The sequence below is a fragment of the Winogradskyella sp. genome (assembly GCF_965228925.1).
In the GTDB taxonomy this organism is placed as follows: domain Bacteria; phylum Bacteroidota; class Bacteroidia; order Flavobacteriales; family Flavobacteriaceae; genus Winogradskyella.
On sequence record NZ_OZ245845.1, the window covers coordinates 94,381 to 115,334 of the forward strand.

At 39.4% G+C, this 20,954-nt stretch carries 14 protein-coding genes; all 14 read right to left on the reverse strand.

Translation table 11 applies throughout. The features are described from left to right. Positions 1 to 8: 8 nt before the first annotated feature. The 14 genes from ACO052_RS00355 to ACO052_RS00420 all read right to left on the reverse strand — a co-directional run bounded on the left by ACO052_RS00355 (position 9) and on the right by ACO052_RS00420 (position 20,706). Positions 9 to 1,421: a carbohydrate-binding protein gene (locus ACO052_RS00355; RefSeq protein ID WP_422106009.1), complete on the reverse strand. Its 1,413-nt coding sequence runs from the start codon at positions 1,419 to 1,421 to the stop codon at positions 9 to 11. A 13-nt stretch (positions 1,422 to 1,434) separates the two neighbouring features. Further along, entirely contained in the window at positions 1,435 to 4,620 is a 3,186-nt protein-coding gene (locus ACO052_RS00360) for a glycoside hydrolase family 2 TIM barrel-domain containing protein (RefSeq protein ID WP_422106010.1), read from the reverse strand. Positions 4,621 to 4,772: 152 nt separating this feature from the next. Beyond that, positions 4,773 to 6,629, reverse strand: a complete 1,857-nt coding sequence (locus ACO052_RS00365; protein WP_422106011.1) for a hypothetical protein — start codon at positions 6,627 to 6,629, stop codon at positions 4,773 to 4,775. A gap of 28 nt (positions 6,630 to 6,657) precedes the next feature. Continuing rightward, positions 6,658 to 8,232 (reverse strand): RagB/SusD family nutrient uptake outer membrane protein, encoded by a 1,575-nt coding sequence (locus ACO052_RS00370; RefSeq protein WP_422106012.1) that lies wholly within the window; start codon positions 8,230 to 8,232, stop codon positions 6,658 to 6,660. A 6-nt stretch (positions 8,233 to 8,238) separates the two neighbouring features. Next, a complete protein-coding gene (locus tag ACO052_RS00375) occupies positions 8,239 to 11,379 on the reverse strand; it encodes a SusC/RagA family TonB-linked outer membrane protein (protein ID WP_422106014.1) in 3,141 nt (1,046 codons plus the stop codon). A gap of 236 nt (positions 11,380 to 11,615) precedes the next feature. Further along, on the reverse strand, positions 11,616 to 14,417 hold the full coding sequence (locus ACO052_RS00380; RefSeq protein ID WP_422106016.1) for a triple tyrosine motif-containing protein: 2,802 nt from the start codon (positions 14,415 to 14,417) through the stop codon (positions 11,616 to 11,618). 132 nt (positions 14,418 to 14,549) lie between these two features. Further along, positions 14,550 to 15,860, reverse strand: coding sequence for a glycoside hydrolase family 2 TIM barrel-domain containing protein (locus ACO052_RS00385; protein WP_422106017.1), 1,311 nt, complete (start codon positions 15,858 to 15,860; stop codon positions 14,550 to 14,552). An 89-nt stretch (positions 15,861 to 15,949) separates the two neighbouring features. Beyond that, positions 15,950 to 17,083 carry a type II secretion system F family protein gene (locus ACO052_RS00390; RefSeq protein WP_422106018.1) on the reverse strand — a complete coding sequence of 378 codons (1,134 nt, stop codon included), beginning with the start codon at positions 17,081 to 17,083 and terminating at the stop codon, positions 15,950 to 15,952. Then, a complete protein-coding gene (locus ACO052_RS00395; RefSeq protein ID WP_422106019.1) occupies positions 17,083 to 17,544 on the reverse strand; it encodes a PulJ/GspJ family protein in 462 nt (153 codons plus the stop codon). The genes ACO052_RS00390 and ACO052_RS00395 overlap by 1 nt, the downstream gene beginning before the upstream one ends. Then, positions 17,541 to 17,864, reverse strand: a complete 324-nt coding sequence (locus ACO052_RS00400; protein WP_422106020.1) for a type IV pilus modification PilV family protein — start codon at positions 17,862 to 17,864, stop codon at positions 17,541 to 17,543. The genes ACO052_RS00395 and ACO052_RS00400 overlap by 4 nt, the downstream gene beginning before the upstream one ends. Beyond that, positions 17,852 to 19,105, reverse strand: a complete 1,254-nt coding sequence (locus ACO052_RS00405) for a hypothetical protein (RefSeq protein ID WP_422106022.1) — start codon at positions 19,103 to 19,105, stop codon at positions 17,852 to 17,854. The genes ACO052_RS00400 and ACO052_RS00405 overlap by 13 nt, the downstream gene beginning before the upstream one ends. Continuing rightward, positions 19,102 to 19,560 (reverse strand): hypothetical protein, encoded by a 459-nt coding sequence (locus ACO052_RS00410; protein ID WP_422106024.1) that lies wholly within the window; start codon positions 19,558 to 19,560, stop codon positions 19,102 to 19,104. Before ACO052_RS00410 ends, ACO052_RS00405 begins: the two co-directional genes overlap by 4 nt. After that, positions 19,550 to 19,909, reverse strand: coding sequence for a hypothetical protein (locus ACO052_RS00415; protein ID WP_422106025.1), 360 nt, complete (start codon positions 19,907 to 19,909; stop codon positions 19,550 to 19,552). The genes ACO052_RS00410 and ACO052_RS00415 overlap by 11 nt, the downstream gene beginning before the upstream one ends. Before the next feature lie 125 nt (positions 19,910 to 20,034). Beyond that, positions 20,035 to 20,706: an IS1 family transposase gene (locus tag ACO052_RS00420; RefSeq protein WP_422106026.1), complete on the reverse strand. Its 672-nt coding sequence runs from the start codon at positions 20,704 to 20,706 to the stop codon at positions 20,035 to 20,037. Between the last annotated feature and the right edge of the window lie 248 nt (positions 20,707 to 20,954).

Genomic DNA, 20,954 nt, shown 5'->3' on the forward strand with positions numbered 1-20,954 from the left:
TTTTTATTTTAATTTTCAGAATAGAAATATATATTGTCTAGAGAAAGATTATTTATAGTATTGTCTGTCACTGTAAATAAAGCCCCTAAGGCATCTCTTCCGCCTAATCCATTGAAACTGGACAATGGAATATCGAACTCCACCCACTGGTTAGCTTGTAATTCGCCTGATGATATGGTAACGCTGCCCTCTGTTTGACTCGGCATTGTAAAATTATTGAACAAAGCAAATCTTACGAAATCCCCTGGATCCACATTTTCATTAACTCTTACATCAATATGCAAGTGAGTCATTTCTGTAGCATCAATTGGTTCTGCCTCGCTACCATCTCTTCCATAAAATTCAATAGCTACAAAGTCTAGTTGCGTATAAGTAATAACTTCGTTACCGTCTTCATCAACATTACCTCCTAAAGTATTCTGCTCTAGATAGAAACCATTATAATTATCAACTAATACCTCAGCAAAGACATCGCTAAAAAGCGCAATAACATTGATGTTTACAGCTTCAATGGTTAATGATCCTTGGGCGGGTGTACCGGCAATAGATCCTGTGATGACCGCTGTATTGTCACCATCCACACCTGGGCCATCAACAGTAACTATTCCTAATTCATCTACCGACGCCACGAATGGGTTTGAGGTTTCAAAATCATAATAGGACGGTGCAGCATTAACCGTTATATCAAGGCCATCTGGTCCGTTAACGGTATAAACTAAACCTATTACCGGCACTGATGTATCCACATTAGCTTGTCCAGTTTGGTCTTGCCCACCAAATATTTTAGGTCTTGGTTGCCCTAGAGTTCCTAAATTCTCAAAACGCAGTTCGTCCATCCAAAAGGTATAACCCATACCGTTTGTACTTTCTGTACCGGCCGAAAACAAGAACATCCCTTTTTCTTGTACCAGCTTGGACGGATCTGGAATTGGAATAATAACTTTTTTCCAATCCGTGGACAGTTCTATATTGTTTATAGAAACCGCAAATTTATCCTCTTCAAAATCTGAACCGAAACCAAAAGTACCTATAGTTGCTGTAGTCGAGCCCTTTACCCAGAAGGTTAGAGCATCATAACCTGTTAGGTTTCTTCCGTCGCCTCTGTCCTTAAAAATACCTCCTATAAACCCACCATTGGGGTCATTTGGCGTTGGTACATCGACTCTAATAGATGTTGTACCCGCAAAGGCCTCGCTATCGTCAGTACTAAAGCCTTCGGTATTGGCGCCGACAGCTGGGTCAAAAGAATCAAAAAATTCATCAGTTAGTCCGACAGGTGCATCCGTAAAAATATCTGGTGTATTAGGAAACGTTGCTAAATCAACATCATCGGAAAAGCCGCGTTCACAACCGATCATCACTATACATGCCAGTCCCAATAATGGAAAAACGATGTGATATTTTAAATTAAATTTTTTCATAATCATAGATTTTTTATTTGCCAATATTAATATGTATATAGGTTCTTATCTCCCATTCCGAGCCATCAGGAAACCCAACTGGACTTAGTACCGGTGGTGAATTGGGGTTCGTTGAATTCGGATCTGTAGCAAGCGGTGAATACCTCGGTGAATTTTCATCTAAAGAACGCCACATTCCTCTAATACCGACTTGGGTACTTGGCAAAATAAACCAATCTGGTTTCCCTAAAGTCGTTGAAACATCTAGCATTAACTGTAACGGGAACGTTAAGTTAAAATCTCTGTGATAATCGAATGGTCCCCAATCGTTTACTTTAATATGAGACATCACCTTAAACTTTTTGTAGATCATTCTTAAATCTCCTCCAAAACGTGTAATGGTTCTATCTGAATCACCATTACCTTGGCCATTACCGTAGTAAAAGTTACCAATAATTCCTAAGTCAGGACTCAATTTTGAAACCATACGTGTATGTGCCTCCCATAAATCTTCAGCCGGCGCTGACTCTCCAAAGGCAAAGAAGGTACGATCTGCCAAGAAACCGATATGGGCATCTTGAGTCGTTGGTAAGTGTCGGTAAACAAAGCCTGCGCTCATAGCAAACTTAGCGTCTTCTGCGCGATCATTATTCCATTCATACATCCATGTTCCTGGAGTGGGATCAAAGGTCAACAATATTTCACCTGCTGTCATTTCTCTATTGCCTCCTCTTACCGCAAATGGGTCATCAATAAAATTTCTAAGTCGTCCCGGTCCTGGCACACCATTTGGCATAGGATCCACCAAAGGTTTTTGCCACATAAAGTTAGGGGCGATTTGTAAGTCACCGACAGCATAAGTAAATCCAGAAAGGAAATTGGTCATATTACCACTACCAGAGTCTAAAAGTCTCCAACCCGTAAAGGTTCTGGTCTGATCTACACCTCCATTGGCTACCAAGCCCATATAGGAGCCTTGGGCATACCAATTAAAAGGCCCTTTTTGAAAGGTCACCTTAGCCTTGGCCCCCCAATTATCTTTACCTTGTACCTTGTCAATAACAACGACATCGTTATCCTCTTCATACATTTGGAAGGAACTTCCATTTAATGGACTACCTCCCCAGATACCCCCTACTGTAACACCAAAACTGCCAAAATCTCTTTCAACGGCTAATGTGGCTCTTTCTTGAGGCCAAGCAGGAATGATACCAGATCGCACTTGATTGGCATCTAATACACGTCGACCTGTTTCATCGAATTCAAGGTCCGTGTCAAGGTCTCTATGATAGATCCCTGTCACATCCCAGTTTAATATTTTTCTAGAATACTTAAATAGCATCGTTGGGTTAGCCCCCCACCACAATTGCGGTCCAAAAGCGGCCTTAAGCCCTTCCAATTCTCCTTTGGCATCGACTTCAATACCTAAAATTTCACCATTATAGATATCTAAATTTGGCCCGTAGTTGGCTTCTGGATAAAGATTAAAGATATCTCCTTCATAAGCCCAGTGGTAATGGCCAGTTCTATAAAAACCTCTTAAATCAAAGTCCTTGGCATTCCACTCAAATTCTGCCTGATAGACTCTAAGGCGATTAAAATCAGAGATTTCAACATCAATATCATTACCGCCATCGACCCCTACAATCGTTACTGGTCTTCCGACATTTTCATAAAAAATTTCGTTTATAGGGTTTTCCGCAACGTTTCCTAAAATGTTGAATTCAACATTGGCTCTCATATTTGAGGACGGATTCCCCTCGATACCTACATAATAGGATTGCATATGATCAAAACCTAGCTGATTTGGAAACACATTGGCATTGGGGTCTTCCGTTTCAGGCGTTGTAATTAAGCTACCCCCTGTATTAAATGTCGTAAATTCAGCCCTAAGTCGACTTATCCCTAATTTACCAGCAGAGCCACCATCCAAAGCGGCCTTGTCACCCCTAGCCTTTAGAACAGCATCCATAAGGTTAATATTATCAAAGTAATTACTAACGAAATCTAGACTTACCCCCTCATCATAAGGATTCAATTGGTGCACTTCTTTTAAAGCGTAGTAAGCAGCTCTAGGATAAAGTTCGTATAAGCCTCTCTCGTTTGTTGGTCCTTTGGCACAAATACCAAACCATTCCTCGTTCATGTTGTTACCACCTGGCGCCAAATCTCTAGAATAACCTCCATTTGGCCAGGTCGCGATGGTGTTATGCACATCAAAGTCCTTGGTCTGATTCCATTTCCACCAGCCATCACTAGATTGGAAGGTAAAACCACCTATGGAATTTTCAGCCTTACCAAGACCTGCAGCATTCTCGTAGATATCTTTCCAATTACCCACATTGTAATAGGCTTGCGAATACTGGTCTTCTTTATTTTCGATAGCATTAAAGGCATCAGCTCCAAACTCTGTAAATAAAATAGGTTTGTTGAGCTCATCCTTAACACGCTGAAAGGCATCGCCGAACGAAATTCCACGATACATATTTGTTCCATAAATATCAATATCTGTACAGAACTCTTTTACAATATCGAGATACAGTAAGTCTCCATTACAAATCGATACCGGTACAGAACTGTCTATTTCTTTAATGGCCAGTGCGGCGTCATTAAATGCTTTATAAAGTCCTTCGGCGGCCAATCGGATCCCTGGATCTACTCCGTCAATCGGTATTGCTTCTGTCTCTGCACCGGTCCATGACAAGTGGTAATTGTTTTCGTTACCGACCATGTACAATAAAAGTCCTGGGGTGTCCTTATACTTCTTCGCCATATCGGTGACTTCTTTCATTAACACCGCGCGTGTGGCGTCATCCGTATAATCGGTTTGCGGTACCCAAGCGCCATTAATGGTCAAACCATAGGCCCCAAACTGTGTATTTAGCATGGTGTAAATACCATAATTCTCATAGATATAGGTAATCCATTTAGGTTCTAATCCATACGTACGAATGGCATTGACCCCCATATTTTTAAACAGTGCCATTTCTGAATCTAACGCTGCCCTAATGACGTCATCAGATTCGGCCCAAATACCTTTGTCCAGAATACCGTTGCCTATTGGCACATAATCCCAATTGATTCCGTTAACAATCATGGTTTGGCCATTAGCCACAAGTCTAAAACCATCTGCACTTTTTTCGACTGATACTTTATTTGATTGTGCTAGTGCGAATGACACACTAAACATAAAGAATAGTACTATTAGATTATTTTTCATATAGTTAGTTTTATTTTTTTGGTTCCTTAAGGTCATTCGCCTTAGTAGTAGTCCTATAGTCTTTAGCGCTGTTTACGACCTAAAAGTTCGGTTAAAAAAGGTCAATACATGGTAAATATTGACCTTTTAGCACAGACTAATAAACTAAATAATTATTGTCTTACAAGTTTAAATCTCCACCAGCCATCGCCTGCAACGGCAACGTCTAAAATCATGGTATCCGCATCCTCAAATTCTATGATGTATTCAATAGAATCCACAGCGCCTGATGGAGCAGTTAGCTCACCACCATTAAACACTTTGGATAAACCTAAGAAGGCTCCTGTTCCGTCAATAGTCACTGTTCCGGCACCTTCATCATAATCGTATGTCGCTGAAGCTGTCCCATCATGCGGGAATACAGGCGCTCCACAACCCTCAGGATCCATACCTTGCCATCCTTCTAACCAGGTTTCTGAACCTAATGCATTTTCGAAGGTTCCATCGGCATTAAATATATAGTCGTCATCAAATAAGCAGTCTCTAGTAGTTACATCATCTGATGAACTAGAGAACCAAGACACATTACCTTGTCCTGGACCAACTCCGAATGCTCCAGCTTCTGGTGCGAATCTCCATGTGCCTACCAATGGATTTGCAGGCGCACCATCTCTCACCAGCTTAAATCTCCACCAGCCATCACCTGCTACAGCAATGTCTACAATCATTGTATTCTCATCTGTTAATTCTACGATATATTCTATAGAATCTACGGCATCTGCCGGATTCGCAAGCTCGGCACCATTAACTACTTTGGCCAGACCTAAGAATGCCCCCGTACCATCAATCGTCAATGTACCGGCACTCGCATTATAATCATAAGTTGCTGAGGCGGTTCCATCGTGAGGGAATACAGGCGTTCCACAAGCTTCAGGATCTTGTCCTTGCCATGCTTCTAACCAAGTTTCTGAACCTAATACGTTTTGGAAAGTGCCATCTGCACCAAAGACATACTCATCATCAAACAAGCAATCTCTTGTTGTAACATCGTCTGCAGAGCTAGAGAACCATGAGACATTACCTTGTCCTGGACCAACACCGAAAGCTCCAGCTTCTGGTGCTAATCGCCATGTCCCTTCTAAACCAGAAGGTGCTGGAGGCGCATCTTTCTCGAAATTAAAGTTCCACCAGCCATCGCCTTCAACGGCAATATCTAAGGTCATGTTAAGACCATCTTCTGAAATTGTGGCTATGTATGTTACTGAATCTGGTGCATCGTTAGGATTTGTGAGCTCACCTCCATTAAATACTTTTGAAAGTCCCATAAAAGCACCTGTACCATTGAGGGTGAGTTGACCACCACTAAAGGACCAAGTTGCAGCTTGGGTTCCATCATGTGGGAATACTGGTGTACCACAAGCTTCTGGATCTGTACCTTGCCATGGCTCTAACCAAGTTTCTCCGCCCAAGACATTTTGAAAAGTCCCATCGGCGTTAATGACATACTCGTCATCAAATAGACAATCTCGGGTCACTACATCGTCTGCTGAGTTTGAAAACCATGAGACGTTACCCTGACCAGGGCCTACACCAAAGGCACCAGCCGCTGGTACTAAACGCCATCTTCCTACAATTGGAGGCGCATCAACGGGATCTTCTTCCACTGTAAAAATAACCGTGTAGTCTCTTGTAATTGACACATCTTCCCTTCCCGGAAGCGATGCGGTGACTTCTATCCTATAAGTGGCTGTCTCCTCTGGATATTCATAAGATACCATCGGACCACTAGTTTGAAAAACATCCTCAGTGGAATTTGGATCTCCGAAATCGACCGTATATTCAATCCTTCCATCTGGTGGGATAGTCGTCGCAATGACACCTATTTCGTTACCTTCAGCGTTTAACTCCGCTATATTAAAATCTAAGCCTCGTATGATATTTAATTCATCATCTTCTTCACAAGAAAATGCCGCACTCAACATTACCAATGCCAGTGCATAATAAACGCCTTTTTTTAATATTTTCATCATAATCTAATTTTTGTTCAACAATTTTCTTTTAATATCCTGGATTTTGTCCCCATCTATCTGCAGCTTGTGCTAATTCTAATTCTATTAATGGGATTGGAAATAATTCATTTTTATCTGTTTGGAAATTGACATCGGTAAAGCCTTCCCCTTTGGTCGCATTATAATTGCTAAAAGCCTCTTGAGCTCTTCCCGTTCTAACCAAATCAAAGAAACGGTGGCCTTCACCTGCTAACTCTTTTCGTCGTTCTAAATAAATCGCATCGAGTAAAGCCCCTTCTGAAGCATTGTAATCATTGCTATTATCTCCATATGCTCTTGCCCTTACTTGATTTAGATAGTTCACTGCATTTGAGCCTCCTGATTCTGCCTCGGCTTCAGCAGCCATTAATAAGACATCGGCATAACGAATGGATCTGTAGTTATGTGGGTGTGTTAGCTGCGCCACACTTTCTCCGAGATCCGCTCTTCGCGGTGCATACTTATGATTATAAAAGCCCGTATCTTCGCGTGGAGGACTGTAAACTGAGTTATCCTCTAAGGCTGCCAAATCTCTTAAATCCAATATGGTGACATCTCTTCGCATACTCTCTTCATCATCAAAAAGGTCATAAAATTGAGGCGTTGGCAAATTAAAGCCCCATCCAGCAGCATAAACCGGATCATCATAAGGAGATCGCGGTCCATTAAACTGCACAAAATAGGTTCCTTCACTACAGGCGATACATTCCCAACCTGCACCTTCAACATTGGTATATTGAATTTCAAACACGGATTCTGGTCCGTTCTCACCATCTAAAGTAAAGAGGTTGGTGTAATCAGCTCCCGTGACCAAACTATATTGACCACTATTAATCACTTCGTTTAAAACCGTAGCGGCTTCCGAAAATTTGCTTTGATCATAGGTGCCGTGGTATAGATATACTTTGCCCAATAAGGCCTGTGCGGCACTTTTAGTCACTTCATAAGGTAAGTCTTGCGCTACCGGTAAATTAGGAATCGCTTCTTTTAGGTCTTCCTCGATAAGTCCATAAGTTGCAGCAATACTGGCTGTTCTTTCCATCGAAAATTGTTCCCCCGGAATCACCGGTGCGTTTACAATTCTGTCGACACCATCGCGATTTTCAACCTTTAGAGGGACATTTCCATAAAACTTAGCCAGCTCGAAGGTATAATAGGCTCTTAAAAAATAACCCTGTGCGATGATTTCATCTCTGCCCTCAAACTCAATTTTGTTTTCATTCTGCAATAGGAAATTAGCTCTATTCAGGCCTGCATACATCAAGGTCCAAATGTCCCTTAGCTGATTATTATCTGAAGGACTATGGTTCATTGAATTTACATTTTGAAGTGTCGGCTGGTCAATGGATGCCGAATCGCCACCTGCTATAAAATCATCTGAAGCCACAACGCTTGTAAGTACATTCCAAAATGTGGCTTGTAGCAAATCGTATGCGCCAATCAAAGCATCTTCATATTCCTCAGGAGTATTAAAGAAATCATCCGAGGTTACTGGAATAGGGTCTACCTCAACAAAATCATCACAAGCTGATGCTGCAAGAAGGAATAAGACCCAAACGTATTTTAATTTTAAAATCTTTTTCATAGTTTTTTAAAAGTTTAAGTTAACACCTAATAAATAAGAACTTGCTACAGGATAAAATCCCTTATCTATAGTACCTCCAAGAGGAGCTCCTGTACTGGCACTAGGGTCATAACCGGAATAATCGGTGATTGTGAATAAATTATTACCAGAAAGATAAAGTCTTAGTTTATCTATTCCTAATGAGGATGTGGTTTTCTCCCCGAAGGTCAAACCAATCTGAACATTCTGTAAGCGTAAGAAAGACGCATCTTCCACAAAAAAGTCTGAAAACACATTCGCGTTAATGGAACCATTATCGAATCTCGGTACTGAGTTGCTTGTCCCTGAGCCTTGCCATCTCGCCAAAGCATAAGTCCCGATATTAGCGGTTGGTACTTTTCGTTCATAGTCCCTGACCATATCATTTCCTACTGATGCAAATGCATTAGCACTAAAATCTATGTTTTTATATCTAAAGCCAATATTAAAGCCCATGGTAACATCAGGAATCGGATTACCAATAACCGTTCGGTCATCTGGATCTATCTGGCCGTCACCATTAATATCGGCAAACCTTAAATCTCCGGGTGCAACCTCACCTATTTCACTCGATACATAAGTGCCATTTGGTGATGCAGCATCTAAAGCATCGATTTCAGCTTGGGTTTGAAATACCCCTTCTGTTTGGTAACCGTAGTAATGTCCTAAGGGCAATCCTGGCACCATTCTTGAAATTCCGATTTGGTTAATTCCAACTCCAAATTCGCCTGCTACTGGAGGAATTTCACCATTAACTGAAATGACCTCATTATCTAATGTGGTAAGATTAAAGTTGACATTAAAACTAAAATCCTCAGATAGACTATCATTGTAGCCTATACTAAATTCAAACCCTCTATTTTCAACCGTACCTGCATTGATGGTAGGAAAAATAGAAGGATTAAGGCTCGTATTGATTAAGGCAGAAGCCTGTGGATCGAATAACAGATCTTCTGTACGTTTCTTGAAGGCATCGAATGTAAGGCTTACTTTATAATCAAATAGTCTCGCATCAAAACCGACATTTAAAGACTCTTGTTCCTCCCATTTTAAGTTAGGGTTTCCAGGTACTCCAGGCGCAACACCGAGAAGTACATCTGTTTGATTAATAGCGTTACCTGGTGCTATAGCGCCTTCACCATTAAGGAGTGTGATATATCGAAAATCTGGTATTCTATCATTACCAATAATACCATAACTACCTCTTAACTTTAGAGAGCTCAACCAACCGATATCTTGCATAAACTCCTCATCAGAGATATTCCAACCCGCAGAGGCTGAGGGGAAATATCCAAATCTATTGTTTGGCCCAAATTTGGACGAGCCATCACGTCTTAACACAAAGGAGAAGAGGTATTTTTCTTTATAATTATATTGTACTCTTGTGAAAAATGACTGTAGACGGACGTCAAACTGTTCGTCTCCATTTTCTAATTGATTGGGTTGAAAGCGCTGAACAATACGTCCATTGACCGGATCTAATCGATCTCCAATCCAACCATCCTGAAAGGCATCGCCTACCGAATTACTTTCAGCTGCCAAAACAAAGCCTGTCTGACCATAAAAATGACCTCTTGTTCTAAAAGCGGAGCCACCGAGTAACACCGTCACATTATGATCCTCATTAAAAGTATCCGTGTAGTTGATGTAAGCATCAAAGGTATAATCCGTAAAAATAGCACTGTGATCAACGATTTCATTACCACCACTATTGTTATCTGGATTAAATGGTCTTACACTTCCCGCTTTGCTAAAGTTATTACCATAATCAATAACAGGTCTAAAAACATCGTTTAAAACATTTGAATAGTTAATCTGAAGTTTTGCACTGGCTGTAAACTTTTCTAGAAAGGTATAATCCAAACCAATAGTCCCACTATATCTATCGATGCGTTCTATATTATGCGTATTAGCAATTTGCGTCAATGGGTTGACCACCTCTATAGCGGCGACCGTTGTAGGAACAGAGAAATTCCCGTCCGCATCGAAAATCGGAAGATCTGGATTAACATTAACCGCATTATACAATGGACTTCCTATACCATTTTCCTGTAGAATATTTCGTTTAGAGTTAGTAAAAAGCCCTGTGGTAGACAATTTTAAATTACTCAGTATGTCGTACTGAAATGAGAATCTCCCCGTTGTACGTCTGTAATTCGATTTATCACCCCCTACTATACCATCTTGATCTAGGTTAGCGATACCGAAACTATAGGCTGATTTTTCACCACCGCCACTCGCACTAAGGTTAATATCGGTAATCGCTGCTGTTTCAAACACCTCATCTTGCCAATCCGTGCCTTCATTCGGAAACACAAAAAACTGTGTCTCATTCAATGCATCGTTGACATATATCGCATAGTCTCTAGGCCCTAGCACATCAATTTTTTGCGCGGTGGTCTGAAAGCCTGTAAAGGCATCAAAAGAGAATTTAAGATCCGATGCCTTACGTCCCGTTTTGGTAGTGATTAAAACAACACCATTTGCCCCTCTTACACCATAAATACCTGCTGTAGCATCTTTAAGTACATTGATACTTTTAATATCATTAGGGTTTAATACCGACAAATCCTCAATGACGTTACCATCTACCAAAATTAATGGTCTGTTGTCCCCATTCGTGGACACCCCACGTATTCTAATATTGGACCCTGCGCCAGGCGAACCTGAAGTCGATGTCACGTTTACCCCTGCAATCTGGCCTTGTAATGCCTGCTCAACACGCTGAGGATTTAACTTTTCAATGGCCTCGGAATCCAGCACGGCGACCGCCCCAGTGGTTTCCTTTTTCTTCTGAGTACCATAACCAACAACCACAACTTCGCTCAAGGACTGTGCATCCTCAACAAGTGCAATCGTTAGTGGCTCACTGCCTGTTATGGTAATCTCTTGGGTAATGAATCCCAGATAAGATACGACCAAAATGGAATTGAGCGGTACATCGGTAATCGAGAAATTTCCATCAAAATCTGTTGACGCCCCTTTGGCAGTACCCTTGATGACAAGATTTACCCCCGGGAGCGGTTGGTCAGATGCAGCTTCCGTTACCGTTCCGATAACATCAACGTTCTGCCCAAACATTGCCATTGAAAAGCACATGGCAAGAAGTGTAAAAAAATTGATTTTCATAGTTAGTTGCATTAGAATTAGCAACATACCATAAAATTTTGTCGAATTCGCAATAATAGACTATACAAAAAACATACATCGCAAAAAAAATTGACTTTTTTTACGAATATGGTGTTAAAAGCCTGTTAAATCGAGGATTAAGGCCGTTAACACTAAGTTTACAAAACTCTAACATAAGGGTAAAAAACCTTAAATGTATAGGTGATGTATAGGAAAAAAAATGATTTGTATAGGCGCTATAACTCTAATATATAGTCCGTAAGGCTTTGCTCATGGTCTAATCCCATTTTTTTACGCAATCGATATCGCTTCACTTCGACGCTTTTATGCGAAATATTCAATAAAGGTGCTATTTCCTTAGATGATAAATTCAGCCTTAAATAGGCACATAGTCTTAAGTCGTTGGGCGTTATTGATGGATGTAGCGTTTTAATTCGTCTCATGAAGTTTTTATCCACATTATTAAAAGCCTCTTCGAACAATTTCCAGTCACTGGTGTTGTTTAAACTTGTATTAATTAAACGTATCACCCCTTTTACATCGTCCAAAGATTTGCTTCGCGACAGCTCCTCCTTAATATTATTGAGTAATTCATTGCGCTTTACCAAGTTCATAGTTGCCGTTCCCAGCTCTCTATTCTTATTTTCGATGTCTAGCTGAAGATTTTGATTTTTAAACTGAATCAATTGCCGCTGATTCTCAAGCTGCTCGAGTTCTAATTCCCTTTGCTTTCTTTCTATTAATTTTTGCTTTTGCTTTTTATAATACCTATTATTAAAATACTGTATAAAAAATATCAAAGCTAATCCTATCAGCACATAAGCTGCAATTGCCAAAGGTCTAAGTAACCAAGGTTTTTTAATTGAAAACACATACGAGGCCAAGTTACCGGAAACTGTTCCTCCTGACTGGGCCATCACCTCAAAAGTATAATCCCCATGCGGAAGATTTTCAAAATAGGCTTCCGGATCCGAAGTCCAATCACTCCAATTATCATAGAAACCAACCAAACGGTATTTGTACTTCGTCGCTGAAAACTTGTTATAATCTGTTATACTGTACTTAAACAAAATGCTGTTGTCTTTATTTTCCAAGTCCACGGTTTCATTTAAATCCAACTGAATGGATTCGTCATGTAAAGCGCTATAAGAGATGTAATCGATCTTCACTGTTTTTGAACCTTGCTGAAGCTTATTTAAATCGATAATCAAGTATCCATCGGTGGTTCCTATTAAATAGGTATTATTGGCCAGACATAGTATATTTTCATAACCCACCTTGCTGTTTCTGAGCTCGTGCGGTATCGAGATCTTATTTATTTTTGGTTCATCAGACAGTGTCCCTGGTTCCACATAGGCGATGTCATTTTTAGAAAACAACCATAACCTATTATTATAATCATCGAACACTAATTTGCCCGACAGATAATTATAGTCTTTGGTCAAGGCGCTCAAGGTGCTATCTCTTTCAAAGCTATTTTGCGATTCGTTATAGGTATAAACTCCGTGCTTATTACTATACAATATCTTATCCTTATATTTTATAATGCTCGACTTGGGACCTTCCTCAATATCCAACTTCTTAGACTCTAAAACTTGAACGTAGTTAGCATCCACCGACACTTTGTAAACACCTTTATATTCGTGGCTGATGAGTAATTGGTTGGCATTGACCACCTCAAAGTACCTAGAGGAAATATCAAACCCTCTGATCTTATTTCTATACAACCAAGTGCCATTTTTTTGTTCCAAAACACTTAAGCCTTCATAATTACCTTGAATCAAAAGTTTAGGATTTTCGGTCTCTTTGATGAGCCAAGTTCCTATTTCACCGTTTATATAGGTGGCACTGCCATTTTTAACAAGAAAGGTCCCTTTATCATGGCCGCAGAACAAATCATCTTTAATCTTGTTTAGGCACCACACCTGTCCTTTTGTCCCTTTAACCAGCTTAAAGCCAGTATCCTCGCCATCCTTTTTGTAAAACAACCCTTGATTACTGCCTAAATACAGATAGTCATCAACTTTTATTGACGCATAAATTGTTCCCAGAACACCTTGCTTGTCTTTATAAACGATATAAGGAGATTCTAAGTTAATGCAATTGATACCGTTGTCTAAACCCAACCAAATATTACCTTTAGTTCCTTCAAAAAGCGATAATACTGTATTATTGCTTAAGCCTCCTGACTGATCGATTTTTAACACCTTTTTTCCACTTGAAGACATCTGTAGGATGCCTTCCGAAACGGTCCCAAAAAGAAAACTACCATCCTTAAGTCTGATACTGCTGTAAATGCTCAAACCCTCAAGCAACTCGTCCGCTTCAGTAGTCCAACGCGACACCTTGCCCTCATCATAGCTGTACATCCCATTCTCTTTGGTCAGTAAGAGTACAGCACCATCATCTTGATATATATTTATGATTTCATGGTCATTAAATTCATTCGCTGGGATAAACAATTGTTCCTTACCATTCTTGATCTCGCAAAGTCCTAGACCATTCTTCTGAAAATAAATGTTCTTACCGACTTTAAATAGCTTATTTATTCTACTCTTAGAATCAATAATCTTAAAACTGCTGTTTTCGATACTATAAATATAGATACGATCTAAGGACTGAAATAGAATATAATCTTCTATCTCAATGATATCCCAAAATTGTTCATCTTCCTTGACTTCAATGGCTTTTCCTGCAATTAAGGATGTATATACCAAACCCCCGTACTTATCTTTTTCCCAATAGCCAAAATCCATATAGCAGCCTGTATAGACTTTATCGCCGATGACACTAACGGATCGTAGAATTGACTGATTTGGCGTAGGAAAGAGCTCCCATCTCGCACTATTATAGCGTAGTAAGCCTTTATTATTTGCAAAGTACATATGGCCTTCTCCGTCCTGAGAAATATCCCAATTCTGGTCTTCGGCCTGATAATCTTGCTGTGTAAAAATTTGTATGGGAGGAATCTCCTGAGCATGAACAACACTTCCTACAAGTAAAGTGACAGCTATAAGAATTTTTTTGAGCTTAACCATTAACCACAAGTGTTGATTGTTTGATGTTAAAACACACCACAACAACGCTGTTAAGTAGCTAAGGTAAGTAAATATAGGAACTTTGAGAAGTAATGTAGTGTTATTCTGAATAAAAAGAACGCTTTAAACAACTTAGTTCTCTACTAAAAAAGGAATATTGGCATGTGCTGTATGGTTATTTCCGTCGTCGATATAAATGAATAAACGATAAGCTCCAGGTTCCGTTGGAGCCTTGAAAGTAGCCCCTCGATCTCTATTTTCGGGAAATAAGTCTTTAATGACTTCAGGAATGTACTCTGCATCACCACCTGTCTTTTTTGAGGTGCTTTCTTTCATAATTTCCCAACGATAGGTCAAGTGATCATTATCTGGGTCAGACGATTTTACTTGAGCAGCATATAAATGACCTGCTTTGAGTTTTATATTGTCAGGAGCCCGCTGTCCTTCAAGCGCAAAATCTTGTAGTCTGGGAGAGCGATTTTTTGGCCATTCACCAGTCCAAATATAGTGCATAACATCTACAGATTCGGTTTCATTACCATCTGGCATTAACATACCGAACCAAGTCGGCGTGCGTTCTTGTTTTTGGCCCCAAAGAAATGCGAAAGACCCCATAACCTGTGATTGCGATTCAATAGACTTTCGATATCTTCTGAGGTAGCCATCGGCTTTAACAGAGCTATTGTTTTCTAATGGGGCTCCCCATTGCGTGTTTTCAACCTCCCAATATCCCGTAGCTCCCCATTCCGTCACTAACATAGGGCCCTTGTAGCCAGATTTTTTAACAAGTTTGGGTAAAATCTCAATGGCAGCATACATTTGCACGCTGATAAAATCCAAATCAGGTGCTCGCTCTGCAATTAGATTTACATCTTTCTTATCTATTCCTGACAAGGATGTTGTCGTGAGATGATGCGGGTCTATTTTATGAATCATTTCTGATATCTCATTCACGGCATTCCAAACTTTAGGATTTTGAGACTGTAGATTCATTTCATTTCCAATACCCCAAATCATTAATGCCGGATGGTCTTTTAGCTCTAAAACACGCTTTCGAATGCGCTCCAATTGCTGCTTCACCGCTTTTTCATTATTATAATCAAAGCCATGGCGCTCTAGACCCACCCAAATACCCATCATCACTTTCATACCAAGCCGTTCGGCTTCATCTAATACCGCTTTTCCATTGTCCATACTCCAAGTTCTAATGGCGTTCGCCCCATGACTGGCAAGCACTTCCAAACTTCCATTAGCTACCCCAGCGCCTTTTACATAAAAGGGTTCACCATTAAGAAAAATACGGTAGCCCTGTTCTGTCATACGAATTTCGGATTTAGTAATCACGTCAGATGGTTTCATTTTCTCATTGGTATAAAAACTGCTCAAGGTTATAAGTAGAAGAAAAAGTAGGATATAGCGATTTTGTTGATTTAAATACTTCATTTTAGAACTTAGGTTATGAATTTGTGCTATAATTTACGACATATAAGTGATAAGGCCCTTAGTTCTTTAAGCATTTTAACTTATAATAATCAACCAAGTATACTACTTAACTTAAACATGGGTAAATACATGGCTATAAGTATAAACCCAACAAATAAGCCCACAAATAAGATAATCATAGGCTCCATAACCGTGGCTAATACCTTAGAGCGTTGTTGCACCCTGGCATTATATTGACTATTGAGCCGTTCGAATATAAATTCGGTTTGGTTCGTTTCTTCAGCTACTCTTACCAAAGCAATCATTTTTTCATCAAAAAGTGCATGCCCACTCAAACTTTGGCTTAAGGTTTCTCCTTTCAATAGTTGTTGCTCGACCTTATCTAGGGCCGTCATTAGCGGATAGTAATCTATCATTTGCTTCACTAGGGTAATACTATTGACAATAGGGACTTTAGATGCTGTTAACAAGGCTATAGCTTGTGCAAATTGTGAAAGATATACGGTCTTTATAAATTTCCCCACAAAGGGTATTTTGTTCAAAAATGCGTCTTTAAGACGTCTGTATGTTCCTTTTTGATTTAAAAACAATCTTGCGAAAAACAATCCCAACACACCCAAAAACAGCCATAAACCATAGTCTTGTATAAGGTCAGAAATGCGAACTACAAAAACCGTAATGGCGGGCATCTCTATATTTTGCTGCTTAAAAATATCTTCGAACATGGGGACGACGAATTGCAACATAAAAACAACGACTAAAACCGCTGTAGACAAAATAATGCATGGATAAGTAAGTGCATTGATCAAGTGCTTACGCTGTTCGTTTTTTCTGCAATAAAAAGTTCCTAATTGTTCAGCAATGGTGAATAATGTACCTGTTTCTTCTCCAATTTTGATAGAGTGGTATTCGTAATCCGAAAATTCCTTTTGCCGTTGTAGGGCTTCCGATAAGCTCTTACCTGAAATCACATCCTCTAATACAATTTGCAATATGGATTTGGTCTTTTTTTGTTTCTGGGTGTTCTTTATAAGTTCTAGAGCTTCCTTGAGGTTGATCCCAGCTTTTAATAACACCCCTAGTTCTGTGTAAAAGTCCTCTTTAACTTTATTAGAAAAGGCTTTCTTTAGCACAATAACTTCCTTTTCTAACAAGGTGGTGATCGTCGATTTCTTCTCAACTACAGCATCTGATCCCGATATGTTTTCTAATTGAAATGCCATTAGTCCATGAGGTGTTTTGCATCATTTGTCTTAAAAATGAAGATTTGTTGGTCCCGCCGCGCCTTTGACAATTGCAGTCGCAAGGCATCGAACGGACCTACAGCGATTTCTTCACCCTTAAAGTACAAGGTTTTTTGCGCTATACTTATTTTAAAGGTATCCCTGTCTTTCAGTACATAGTCATTTTCAAACCGATATATGGTAGAATCCAATGCCGTTTTGAATCTTAATTTATGATCTTGGCTATCTAAAATTAGGGTATTATAACGGTTACAGTCTATCCATAAGACTTCCTCTAAGCGATTAAACTCTGTATTTAAATTAAAGTTCTGTTGAATGGACCACATGTGACGTTGTACTAAGGAAAGTACCGTAAATGCTAAGCCCACCACAATAGAGGTGATGATCATTACAATGACCATTTCATTTAAGGTAAGGGCTTTGACTTTGGTTTTCATCATGGGTATATAAGTTTTTCAATCGTTTTTGATGGATGTTTTTTTGTTGCCCTTAAATTGACTTCTTCCTGATTTTTGGACTGTACGACGTCGATGGCCCATCCGTCATAATCGTCATGGTATGGCAAACTCAGTTTGTCGTTAATATATAAGTATTCTATTTCATTCAGCTTTGCGGTGATGCTTCGGGTATTATGCTTTATGCGATTAGAAAATAAGTTGTTTAATATCAAACTCGCAACAACAAATATGACCATAATCAAGACCGTAGCGATTAAGGTTTCCATAAGCGTAGCGCCCTTTACTCTTTTCAATATAACCATTTGGCAACTCCTTTTTTTGAATTTCCGATATCGAGACTTACAAATGCTGAGGGTAGCTTGTTAGCATCAATCAAAGCATTAAATAGATGATTTTGATAGACCGCTCCCGCTTCTTTAATGATAAAATTATCCGTATAAACCGCACCATAAACGGTACCTCTAAGCTCTAAGTTTTGTTCGCAATAAATAAGGCCCTCAACCAGGGCATTGGCACTAATCTTGAGTTGCGCCTCATAATTATGAGCTTGTGTTTGTCCCAAGACAAGGATTTGGCCAGAAACGCTTGAATTATCATCCATAACAATACCCCTAGGTAGCGTCGTTGGATGTTCGTCATCATCCTGTTGTAAAACCAACGCCGAAGGATAGCTTAAATGCACATCCTTGGCGATATGAATATACTCCGTCGCAAAGGCCTGAAAGCTGCCAGACACATTCGCCGCAATTTCGATGACCGGTGCTATCAGCAACACATCCGTTAAATGCGCGGTGCTATGAACTGTGATTTTCGTGTCGGACTTAATCACTATATGACCAATCATAGTGACCTCTGCTAATACCATATCCAACGGATCGTAAATCCTTTGTAAGGGATTTTCAAAAGCATTTTTAAATAAGTTTTGCCCTTTTGGATTGATGTAGTCCGTGGTTATCGTGTTTAAGTTCCCTTCCTTAAGATGTTTTAAATAGTCTAAATGGGCACTATTTAACTCTGGTAGTGCTTTACTTATGAAGGTCTTACCATAAATATAATGTTCCCCATAATAGGATTGCCCAGCGATATTTCCGGATTTCACACCGCGCTTAGGTAAATGGGCCTCGCCTTTAATTGTGGTTTGCCCAACTAAGACCAGCGGCTTGTTATTGTCCTTTAAATAAAGACTGGGACAATTTTGCTTTGCTATGCTATTGCCAACCAAGGCTGTTTTACCAAGTGTACTCCGTTTTATCTTAGCTTTGACATGGACTTTCTCAAAACTGCCCCAAAAATCACGGTGGACTTTCAAGGATTTGTAAGCTTCATCGTTTAAGCTCACAGAAACTGTATCTTTTAAAGGAATATGGTTGTGCAACAATGTATGAATACCCGTATTTACCAAAGCCACGGTGGCAATCGTATGATTACTTTTTATACGGAACTGCCGATGCACATGCAGCAATAGTACAAAAGCGGCTAGTAGTAACGCTATAACTACGACTACGAAGGTCACTAATTGCAATGCCCCAGCTTTAAGTTTCATGACTTTTGTTTTAGCCTAAAGGTTTTGGACGATGTTTTATAGCGCATCGTAATGCTCTTGGCATTACCATTTAGCAGTTTAACGCTATCCTTGGTCTGGCCTTTTTTTAGCAAATGTTGTTTGCCATCTATAGACACGATAAACAATTTGTTCTTACCGTTTTTTACGATACCATGGTATTGTATGGGTTTCCATAACAGGGTTTGTTTTTTCACCCTGGTTTTTTTTGGAGACGCCTTGATCATGTAAGTCCCTAAAAAAGGATCTCTATTGACTTTTCTTATGGAAAAGGTATCTACTGCGGTCTCCACCTTATAGTTGGTATTTACCACAAATTCTTGTTGTTGCATCTTAGGCATATCAGGATGTAATGCCGTAACTATTTTATAGGCTATGGTACCCCATACCCCAATAACGAGCACCAAGAGTACATATGTTTTTTTCTTAGTTTTCAATATTTAGGTTTTGCGTGGTAAATGGTGTTTCGTAGGCAAAATTAATGGCTTTAATGCGCCATTGATAGGTGCCTGCTTCTAGGGTCTTGGTAAAACTGGTCGTATTAACTATGGTATCCTCCACAATGACTTGGGCATTTTCAAAATTTGGTGATGCCACTTGTAATTGGTAAGACTCGGCAAAGTCTAATGGACTCCAAGAAAAACCGACGCTATTATTCGTAAGGGTCGTATTGTCTACCGGAGCCAAAATAATAACGGCCTCATTAGAAATATCCTCAACCTCAATAAGTTCTTCGCAGCTCGCAAATAGGCTGAAACACAAAATAACATATAACTTCTTCAACATTACACTACCTTTAATTTAGATTACGCTTACATTATAAAAGTATGGGAAATAGACAAGGTAGCGCTATGCATTTTGTATAGTATTATTATACAAAACGTATAGATTTAATAGGATTCAAAGAGGCCTTAGGCCGTTTTTAATTCAGTGCTGTGCCAAAAGTAAATTTTTAAAATAGCCGATAATAGCTCTAGACTTTTACTATAGCAGATGGTTTTTCGATGAAGACGTTTAAGGTGTGTTCTTAAATTTAGATGATAACGTTCAATTCTATTGGTTTGGTTGCGAGCGGTACTATGAATTTCTCTCGGGATCAATGTTTTATAGCATAACAATCCATCTGTATAAATACATTTTGGGTTGAGATCTAAGAGCTTATTAACGACCCTCATCAGGTTTTTATTGGTTCTACCGCCTACTACAAAGTCAATGACCTGCTTTGTTTTTCTGTTGATGGCATAAGCGATATAGCACCATTTTCCATTTATCCTAACACTAAGCTCATCCATCTCATAGCTCTGTAAAACCTCAATGACCATTGGTCTTTTAATCTGGGTTCCCATGGCCAAAATTCTTTTCTTTATGGTGTTTCTCGAGATACTTAGTACTCTTGAAATATCTGTAATACCACAACTATTAAGCAATAACGTTTTTATAGATTGATTGGCATTATAAGCACAAGCTTTGTAACTGTAGTTTGCTTGCTGACTGTGCTTACAAGCTTTACAGCGATAGCGTTGCTTACCGTTAGCTTGGAATCCATTTTTAACACATGCCGCTTTACAAATGTTGCAGTTCACTTTTTTAGAATTGATGGCCTAAAATTAATATGAAATATGCTTAACCCATTATTCATTTTGTATAGAAAAACTATGCAAAATGCCTAGTACTCAACCACTAATTTGACCTAGTAGGGTTAATTAAGCCTTGTTATCAAAAGGTTTAAGCCTTTTAAAATAAAAAGAGCATACCTAAGTATGCCCTCTTATTACTTTAAAATTATTTTATTTAATTCATTATTAGCTATTTACCAACAATATATTATCAC

Coding starts and splice junctions, on each gene's coding strand:
- ACO052_RS00355 (WP_422106009.1), bottom strand. CDS start 1,421: ATGAAAAAATTTAATTTAAAATATCACATCGTTTTTCCATTATTGGGA.
- ACO052_RS00360 (WP_422106010.1), bottom strand. CDS start 4,620: ATGAAAAATAATCTAATAGTACTATTCTTTATGTTTAGTGTGTCATTC.
- ACO052_RS00365 (WP_422106011.1), bottom strand. CDS start 6,629: ATGATGAAAATATTAAAAAAAGGCGTTTATTATGCACTGGCATTGGTA.
- ACO052_RS00370 (WP_422106012.1), bottom strand. CDS start 8,232: ATGAAAAAGATTTTAAAATTAAAATACGTTTGGGTCTTATTCCTTCTT.
- ACO052_RS00375 (WP_422106014.1), bottom strand. CDS start 11,379: ATGAAAATCAATTTTTTTACACTTCTTGCCATGTGCTTTTCAATGGCA.
- ACO052_RS00380 (WP_422106016.1), bottom strand. CDS start 14,417: ATGGTTAAGCTCAAAAAAATTCTTATAGCTGTCACTTTACTTGTAGGA.
- ACO052_RS00385 (WP_422106017.1), bottom strand. CDS start 15,860: ATGAAGTATTTAAATCAACAAAATCGCTATATCCTACTTTTTCTTCTA.
- ACO052_RS00390 (WP_422106018.1), bottom strand. CDS start 17,083: ATGGCATTTCAATTAGAAAACATATCGGGATCAGATGCTGTAGTTGAG.
- ACO052_RS00395 (WP_422106019.1), bottom strand. CDS start 17,544: ATGATGAAAACCAAAGTCAAAGCCCTTACCTTAAATGAAATGGTCATT.
- ACO052_RS00400 (WP_422106020.1), bottom strand. CDS start 17,864: ATGGTTATATTGAAAAGAGTAAAGGGCGCTACGCTTATGGAAACCTTA.
- ACO052_RS00405 (WP_422106022.1), bottom strand. CDS start 19,105: ATGAAACTTAAAGCTGGGGCATTGCAATTAGTGACCTTCGTAGTCGTA.
- ACO052_RS00415 (WP_422106025.1), bottom strand. CDS start 19,909: ATGTTGAAGAAGTTATATGTTATTTTGTGTTTCAGCCTATTTGCGAGC.